The organism is Microbacterium sp., assembly GCF_041909575.1.
In the GTDB taxonomy this organism is placed as follows: Bacteria; Actinomycetota; Actinomycetes; order Actinomycetales; family Microbacteriaceae; genus Microbacterium.
The window spans coordinates 1-7,310 of record NZ_JAYRDE010000130.1 but is presented as its reverse complement, the minus strand read 5'-3'; the positions used below and the strand labels follow the sequence as shown (position 1 = coordinate 7,310).

The window sequence follows — 7,310 nt, the reverse complement described above, 5'->3', positions numbered from 1 at the left end:
ATAGTCCCGTCAGCGGTCAGCGATCGTCGCCGATCATCACGGTCACCGAGCGGTCGCGGTTCCACCAGAAGCCGAGGCGTTCGTCGGGGCTCATGCCGACGGGGCGCTCGTCCGCGGCCATCGCGGCGAACGGCACCGAGACGAGCAGCGCGCTCTGCGCCCGGAGCTGCGCCGGGACGCATCGCCCGCGCAGCTCGTCGTCGTTCACCACCGCGATGCAGTGCTCGCGGCCGAGGCCGGTTCCGTCGACGGATGCACCGGCGATCCAGACATCCCACCCGAAGTACTTCCCGAGGGGGTAGGCCCACTCCACCGTCCCGTTCGCCGGGAAGTCGGGAACGTCGGTCGCCGACGGCAGATCGATGTACCGGCCGAACGATCCGTCGAGGGGGATGTACAGCAGGGGCACGGCGTCGTGGTCCCACGCGAACGAATACGCCGTGCGCGCGTCGAGCACGGCCGGGGCGAGCTGCGGCCGTGCCGTGACGGGCGGCTCCGGCGGGAGGAGCGCCCTCGCCAGGACGAATCCCCCGATCGCCAGGATCAGCGCCCCGCCGATCCCGGCGAGGGCGATCGGCTCTGCGGCCGGCTGCGAGGCCGGCGTGGCGAGGACGGGGAGCGCGCTCTCGCCCGGCGCCGGCGGCTGCTCGGCCGACGACTCCGCGGCCGGCGGCTCGGCAGGCGGCAGTTCCACGGCCGGCGGGCGGGAGCCGGGCGCCGCTTCCGGAGCGGGGCGAGCGGATGCCTCGGCCCCGCGATCGCCGCGCGCCTCGACCACCTCCGCCTCGAGTTCGACGAGGCGCCGCACCGCCGCCGGGTCGCCCCAGATGTCGTCGTCGGGGCCGTAGGCGCGTACGCGCAGGCGGTCGAGCTCGGCGCGGGACGCGGCATCCATCACCGTCTCCTCGCGCGCGCGTGACCCAGCGGCCGCCGTCCCCGCGCCGTGCGCCCCAGGCGGACCTGCCGCTTCGTCGCGACGTCCACAGGTACCACGGTAGTCCTGATCCGGGCATCGTTCAGGTGCGTCCCCTACCCTCGAAGCATGACCGACCAGCCCCCCGTGCGCACCACCAAACCCCGCCAGGTGCGTCCTACGACCGAGGGCTGGACCCAGCAGAAGGATGCCGAGGGCCGACCGCTCCTGCAGTTCGCGTCGCCCAAGCGCGGCAAGCCGCCCGTTCACCTCGCCGATCTCACCCCCGACGAGCGCGTCGCGAAGGTGACCGAGCTCGGTCTCCCCGGCTTCCGGGCGAAGCAGCTCGAGAAGCACTACTTCCAGCACTGGACCCACGATCCCGCCGCCATGACCGACCTTCCCGCGGCCGGCCGCGAGGAGCTCGTGCACGGGATGCTGCCACCCCTCCTCACCGAGGTGCGGCGTCTCGAGACCGACCGCGGCGACACGATCAAGTTCCTGTGGAAGCTGCACGACGGCGCCCTCGTCGAGTCGGTTCTCATGCGCTATCCCGGCCGCATCACGCTGTGCGTGTCGAGCCAGGCCGGCTGCGGCATGAACTGTCCCTTCTGCGCCACCGGCCAGGCGGGGCTCACGCGCAACATGTCGGCCGCCGAGATCATCGAGCAGATCGTGCGCGCCAACCGCCTCATCGCCGACGGGGGCCTCGGCGGCAAGAAGCGCGACGACCACTCCGCCGAGCGCGTGTCGAACATCGTCTTCATGGGCATGGGCGAGCCGCTCGCCAACTACGCCCGGGTCATGCAGGCCGTGCGCGTCATGACCGACAAGGAGCACGGCCTCGGCATGAGCGCGCGCGGCGTCACCGTTTCGACGGTGGGCCTGGTGCCCGCGATCAAGAAGCTCGCCGACGAGGACATCCCGGTCACGTTCGCCCTCTCGCTCCACGCTCCCGACGACCGCCTGCGCGATGAGCTGATCCCGGTGAACTCGCGCTGGAAGGTCGACGAGGCCCTCGATGCCGCCCGGGCCTACTTCGACAAGACGGGCCGCCGCGTGTCGATCGAGTACGCGCTCATCAAGGACATGAACGACCACGCCTGGCGTGCGGACCTGCTGGGCGAGAAGCTCAACGCGCGCGGTCGCGGATGGGTGCACGTGAACCCGATCCCGCTGAACCCGACGCCGGGCTCGATCTGGACCGCGTCCGACGTCGACGTGCAGAACGAGTTCGTCCGCCGCCTCAACGACGCCGGCATCCCCACCACGCTGCGCGACACGCGCGGCAAAGAGATCGACGGCGCGTGCGGCCAGCTCGTCGCCACCGAAGAGGACGAGGCCGTCGCCGCCGTCACGCCCCTCGAGGTCTGACCGACGCGGGCGGGTGACCATGCCGGTGCACAGTGCGGGACTCCTGCTCTATCGCGTGACGGATGCCGCGCCCGAGGTCTTCATCGCCCACATGGGCGGCCCCTATTGGGCCGCGAAGGACGACGGCGCCTGGTCGGTGCCGAAGGGGGAGTACGACCCCGACGCCGAGTCCGCGCTCGACGCGGCCCTCCGCGAGTTCGAGGAGGAGCTCGGCGTCACCCCGCCGCCCGAGCCGTACGCCGAGCTTGGGACGTGGGCGTACTCGTCGGGCAAGCGCATCACGGTCTTCGTCGCCGACGGCGCGTCGTTCGAGCCGGGCGACTTCGTCTTCGGCGAGTTCGAGCTGGAGTGGCCACCGCGATCGGGTCGCACGGCGTCCTTCCCCGAGGTCGACCGGGCGGAGTGGATGCCGCTCGCCGACGCCCGCGAGAGGCTCGTGAAGGGACAGCGCCCCGCCCTCGACGCGCTCGAGGAGAAGCTCGCCGCCGCCGGAGCCTAGGCGGCGGGCGCGGGCGACACGGGACTGCGCAGGTCGCTCACGCGCGTCTGTGCGAGGTCGGGATCGCGGCGGACGCGAGCGGCGAGCGCGCGGACGAGGGCGACCGGCGACGACGGCGTGAGGTCCGTGCCGTCGCTCGTCGCCAGCACCGGGATCAGCGACTCATCGTGGCAGCGGGCGTCGTCCGCGGCGATCCAGTCGAGCAGCTCTCGAATGGTCCAATTCGGAGTGAATGGACGAGGAGCGGGCGAGAAGGTGGCGTCTGAGCGGAACATTGGACCAGAATGCGGTGATATGACCACCGCGGAAAGAGCCAATGAGCGGCTAGTGGACCAGCGGGTGGCCCTCGGCGGCAGCGTCGAGGCATCCCGTCTCGCTGCTCGACTGGGCCGATGGGCGCACGGGGAGGGAACCCTGACAGTGCGGCTCGCGCAGGGGCTCGCCGCGCTCATCGAGGGCGGCGAGCTGCGATCGGGGGATCGCCTCCCCGCCGAGCGCACCCTGGCCGGTGCGATCGCGGTGTCCCGCGGAACGGTCGTCGCCGCGTACGGCCTGCTGAGCGAGGACGGGCTCGTCGAGCGCCGGCAGGGGAGCGGTACGCGCGTCGCAGGCCATGTCGGCGCCGCGATCCCGTCTCGCGAGAGGTCGGCGCGCGGCGAGGGACTGTTCTCGGCGGCGCCGTCGGGAATCGACCTGCTGCGCGCTGTCCCGGCCATGCCGCAGCTCGTCGTGGACGTCGTGCGTGCGCATTCCCCGACGCTCGACCCCGTCACGCTCTCCGAGACCGATCCGTCGGGCCTGCCCGACCTCCGCGCACGACTGGCGGCGCTCTTCGAGGAGGAGGGCACGGCGGCCACCGCGTCGCAGATCCTGGTGACGCATGGCGCGCAGCAGGCCCTCAGCCTCGTGGTCGACGAGCTCGTGTCGCCGGGCGACGTCGTGATCACCGAGTCGGTGACCTGGCCCGGCCTCGCGGACTCGGTCCGTCGGCGCGGCGGCCGCGTGCACGGCGTGACGATGGGCCCGGACGGCATCGATGTCGACGAGCTGGAAGCCGCGATCGTGGCCCTCCGTCCCGCCCTCATCGCCGTCAATCCGCACCACCACAACCCGACCGGCACCCGGCTCCCGGCCGCGGGACGGCAGCGCATCGCCGACCTGTCGGCCGAGTACGGCGTGCCCGTGCTCGAGGACCGCGTCCTCGCGCACGTCTCGTTCGACGGCGTCGTGCCGGCGACGCTCGCGGCGCTCCGACCCGACGCGCCCGTCATCGTCGTGGATTCGCTCTCGAAGTGGGCGTGGTCGGGACTGCGCATCGGCTGGCTGCGCGCGGATCCCGTGCTCGTGCGCCGGCTGCGTGCACTGCGGCAGCTGGCGGACCAGTCCACGAGCGTGCCGGCGCAGCTGCTGGCACTCGACCTCGTCGAGCATTCCCGCGCCCTGCGGCTCGAGACGTCGACCACCCACGCGGCGGCATCCGTGCACCTGCTCGCGGAACTCGCCGAGTACCTTCCCGAGTGGGAGGTCGCGGCGCCCCGGGGTGGTCTTGCGGTGTGGGCGCGCCTGCCCGTGGGGTCGGCGACCGCCTTCGCGCGCCTGGCAGCGATGCGCGGCGTCGCCGTTGCGGGCGGTACCGAGTTCACGGCATCCGTCGTCTACGACGATCACATCCGCGTGCCCTTCACCGCCCCTGACGACGTGCTGCGGGAAGGTGTGACGCGCCTCGGCGAGGTGTGGCGGGAGTACCGGGCGCAGCTGTGACGCGTCGCCTCAGCGCCCGTTCTTCGGGGCGGCCGAGACGTCGATGCGCTCGTGCGCGCCGAGCGACGACCAGGCGCTCTCGACACCCTTCGCGGCGTGCTCCGACGCGCGCACGGCCCGTTCATCCGCCCACGCGTTGAGAACGTGGCCGGAGTGCCCACGCACGTGTTCGAGCACGACGTCGGGCATGCCGGCCGCGCGGCGGGCGTCGCGGACGGCGATCAGCTGCTCGAGGATGTCGACGTTCTTCGTCGGCGCACCGGTCGAGGTCTTCCAGCCCCGGCGGCGGTGGCCGTCCATCCACTTCGTGTACGTGTCGATGGCGTACTTCGAGTCCGCCTGGACGATGAGGTGCGCGACGTCGCGGTGGTCCTCGATGGCCTTGAGCAGTCCGAGCAGCTCGCCGATGTTGTTCGTGCCGACGGGCACCGACCCGGCGGCCCAGTGCCCGTCCTCGCCGACCCACGCCCAGCCCGCCGGGCCGGGATTGCCCTTGCAGGCGCCGTCGGTGGCCACGATGTAGCGGGAGGCGTCGTCAGTCACTCGGGCAAGGCTACCCGCGGTCCGCCGCGCGCTGCGCACGCCACTCGTCGGCCAGGCGCGGCATCCGCTCGGCGAGGTAGCGCAGGAAGTCGGCGACGTCCCGGGCGCGAGCCACCGACAGCGGCGCGTCCGCGTTGTCGTCGGCGATGTCGTCCATCGCGGCGGCCAGCGCGGCGTACATCGGCGCGTTCGCCGTGATCATCCCCGACCACGCATGGTCCACCAGGTCGTAGCGGTCCCGGCGATCGCCCGGCCGCGACACCCGCTGGATCAGGCGCATCGACACGAGGTACCGAACAGCGCCCGACACCGCTGCGGCCGAGACGCCCAGCCGGTCGCCCAGCTCGGCCGCGGTGTAGCCCTCGTCGGGGGAGCCGACGAGAGCCATCATCACGCGCGCCGGCATGCGCGCCATGCCCGCCGCTGTCAGCAGCGCCGCGGCCTGCTCGGCCGGTCCGGTTCCGGGGTGATCCATGCCTCTACCCTGCCGCCGTCAGCTCGCGCCGTCGCATCAGGGCGAGGGATGCCGCGGCCCCCACGCCCGTCGCGAGCACGAGCCACCAGAGTCCGCGCACGTCCACGGCGTCGCCGTCGACCATCGGCGTGACGGCGATCGGCGACAGGTGCACGAGCTCGTCGGGGAACTGGAACAGCGGCCCGAACAGGCCGAGCACCATGGCCACGAGCACCAGCGTCCAGCCGAGCGGGATGGTGAGCCGCGGCACGAGCACGAAGGCGAGCGCGGTCACGACGAGGAACACGGATGCCGCCGCCACCTGCCCTGCGCCGGTCACGACGACCGTCCGCATGAGCTCCCAGTCGCCGTCCTGCCCGGCGATGCCGAGCGCGGCGCCGCCGATCGCCGCGGCGATCACGAAGACGATGCCGATGAGCGCGACGACGAGGTAGTCGGCCAGCCACCGTACCCGCCCGACGGGGGCCGCCAGCAGCGGCTCGGCGGTCCCGTGCGCCTCCTCCTGCCGGGCACGGCACACGATCTGCACGGCGCAGCACGCGGCCAGGACGCCGAGCATCGTGAAGAACGTGGTCACGGTGCCCTGGTCCAGGCTGCCCTCGCCGGAGATCTGCCGCAGGATCTCTTCGACAGCCGGATTGGCCGCGCCCACCTCCTGCACGATCGACGCGAGCGAGGTCGACAGCACACCGGTGAGCAGTCCGCCGACCGCCCAGCCGAGCACGGCGCCGCGCGTCAGGCGCCACACCAGCGCCATCGGGCCGGAGAGCGCAGCGGATGCCTCAGCCCGGCCGAGGCGCTCCGCGATGAAGCTCCCGCCGAGATCGCGCACCGAGGCGAGCGCGATCGCGGTCGCCGCGAGGACGACACCGACGCCGAGGCACAGGAGCGCCGGCCACCACAGGTTCTCGTCGAATGCGCGCGTGTTCTCGCCCCACCCGAACGGCGACAGCCACGCCAGCCACGAGCTGCGCATCCGGGTGAGGTCGTCCGACGGCGTCCCGATGGCGTTGCCGATGCCGGCGATCACGAACGTCGCCATCACGGTCCACACGGCGACGCTGTTCGCGCCGCGCGAGGTGCGCATGAGCTGCGCGGCGAACAGGCCGACGCCGAGGAAGACGATGCCGACCGCGGCGGCCGCGACGCCCGCGAGCAGCGACCCCTCGGCGTCCAGGCCGACGGCGAGGAAGGCTCCGGCGACGAGCGCGCCGAGAACGACGTTCGCAAGCAGGCCGTGCACGGCGGTGGCCACGATCGGCAGGCTGCGCGCGGCGGGGGTGGCCGCGATCAGCTCGGCGCGGCCGGACTCCTCGTCGCCGCGCGTGTGCCGCACGGCCAGGAACGTGCTCATGAACGCGGCGAGGATGGCCAGCCACGGGAAGATCAGGAACACCATGAACGCGCCCTCGCCGACGCCCGAGGGCAGCCCGCGGAACAGCAGGATCACCGGATTAGCGAGCGCGGCGGCGAGGAGCGACGTGCGGTCCTGCTCGGTCCCATAGGCATCGGCGACGCCCACGTACGATGCGTACGCGAGCAGCCCGGTGCCGGCTGCCCACAGCAGGATCTGCAGCCAGTCGCGGCGCACGCGCTGACCGAGCAGCGCGAAGAAGCGGCTCATCGCCCGTTCCCCTCCATGACGGCGAGGTCGTCGCCGTAGTGGCGCAGGAACAGCTCCTCGAGCGAGGGCGGCGCGATTCGCAGGCCCGCGACGTCGCGGGCCGCCAGCGCGGGCAGCACCC

8 protein-coding genes and 1 pseudogene are annotated in these 7,310 nt (G+C 72.7%); 3 read left to right on the top strand and 6 right to left on the bottom strand.

Annotated elements, in window-relative coordinates:
* Positions 1 to 16: 16 nt before the first annotated feature.
* Positions 17 to 895 (bottom strand): hypothetical protein, encoded by an 879-nt coding sequence (locus tag ACE3O1_RS13870; protein ID WP_374316016.1) that lies wholly within the window; start codon positions 893 to 895, stop codon positions 17 to 19.
* Between the two features lie 147 nt (positions 896 to 1,042).
* On the opposite strand from ACE3O1_RS13870, the gene rlmN reads away from it, so the two are divergent.
* Together rlmN and ACE3O1_RS13860 are read left to right on the top strand one after the other, a co-directional pair.
* Positions 1,043 to 2,287, top strand: a complete 1,245-nt coding sequence (gene rlmN / locus ACE3O1_RS13865) for a 23S rRNA (adenine(2503)-C(2))-methyltransferase RlmN (RefSeq protein ID WP_374316014.1) — start codon at positions 1,043 to 1,045, stop codon at positions 2,285 to 2,287.
* Positions 2,288 to 2,306: 19 nt separating this feature from the next.
* Positions 2,307 to 2,786, top strand: coding sequence for an NUDIX domain-containing protein (locus ACE3O1_RS13860; protein WP_374316012.1), 480 nt, complete (start codon positions 2,307 to 2,309; stop codon positions 2,784 to 2,786).
* Here the strand turns inward: ACE3O1_RS13860 and ACE3O1_RS13855 are convergent.
* The gene (locus ACE3O1_RS13855; protein ID WP_374316010.1) at positions 2,783 to 3,061 is read right to left on the bottom strand and encodes a hypothetical protein; all 279 of its coding nucleotides are present in this window, start codon (positions 3,059 to 3,061) and stop codon (positions 2,783 to 2,785) included. The genes ACE3O1_RS13860 and ACE3O1_RS13855 overlap by 4 nt on opposite strands.
* A gap of 52 nt (positions 3,062 to 3,113) precedes the next feature.
* Between ACE3O1_RS13855 and ACE3O1_RS13850 the strand changes: the two genes are divergently transcribed.
* Positions 3,114 to 4,547, top strand: coding sequence for a PLP-dependent aminotransferase family protein (locus ACE3O1_RS13850; RefSeq protein ID WP_374316008.1), 1,434 nt, complete (start codon positions 3,114 to 3,116; stop codon positions 4,545 to 4,547).
* A 9-nt stretch (positions 4,548 to 4,556) separates the two neighbouring features.
* On the opposite strand, the gene ACE3O1_RS13845 is transcribed toward ACE3O1_RS13850, so the two are convergent.
* The 4 genes and pseudogenes from ACE3O1_RS13845 to ACE3O1_RS13830 form a co-directional block, all read right to left on the bottom strand.
* Positions 4,557 to 5,090 (bottom strand): ribonuclease H, encoded by a 534-nt coding sequence (locus ACE3O1_RS13845; protein ID WP_374316006.1) that lies wholly within the window; start codon positions 5,088 to 5,090, stop codon positions 4,557 to 4,559.
* 10 nt (positions 5,091 to 5,100) lie between these two features.
* Positions 5,101 to 5,565, bottom strand: coding sequence for a GbsR/MarR family transcriptional regulator (locus tag ACE3O1_RS13840; protein ID WP_374316004.1), 465 nt, complete (start codon positions 5,563 to 5,565; stop codon positions 5,101 to 5,103).
* A gap of 4 nt (positions 5,566 to 5,569) precedes the next feature.
* On the bottom strand, positions 5,570 to 7,189 hold the full coding sequence (locus ACE3O1_RS13835) for an ABC transporter permease (protein ID WP_374316002.1): 1,620 nt from the start codon (positions 7,187 to 7,189) through the stop codon (positions 5,570 to 5,572).
* Positions 7,186 to 7,310 (bottom strand): annotated as a pseudogene (locus ACE3O1_RS13830) (ABC transporter); the annotation flags it as partial. The gene ACE3O1_RS13835 and the pseudogene ACE3O1_RS13830, both read right to left, overlap by 4 nt.

Bases quoted from the DNA above. Each gene is read 5' to 3' on its own strand.
- ACE3O1_RS13855 (WP_374316010.1), bottom strand. From the start codon at position 3,061: ATGTTCCGCTCAGACGCCACCTTCTCGCCCGCTCCTCGTCCATTCACT.
- rlmN (WP_374316014.1), top strand. From the start codon at position 1,043: ATGACCGACCAGCCCCCCGTGCGCACCACCAAACCCCGCCAGGTGCGT.
- ACE3O1_RS13835 (WP_374316002.1), bottom strand. From the start codon at position 7,189: ATGAGCCGCTTCTTCGCGCTGCTCGGTCAGCGCGTGCGCCGCGACTGG.
- ACE3O1_RS13860 (WP_374316012.1), top strand. From the start codon at position 2,307: ATGCCGGTGCACAGTGCGGGACTCCTGCTCTATCGCGTGACGGATGCC.
- ACE3O1_RS13840 (WP_374316004.1), bottom strand. From the start codon at position 5,565: ATGGATCACCCCGGAACCGGACCGGCCGAGCAGGCCGCGGCGCTGCTG.
- ACE3O1_RS13870 (WP_374316016.1), bottom strand. From the start codon at position 895: ATGGATGCCGCGTCCCGCGCCGAGCTCGACCGCCTGCGCGTACGCGCC.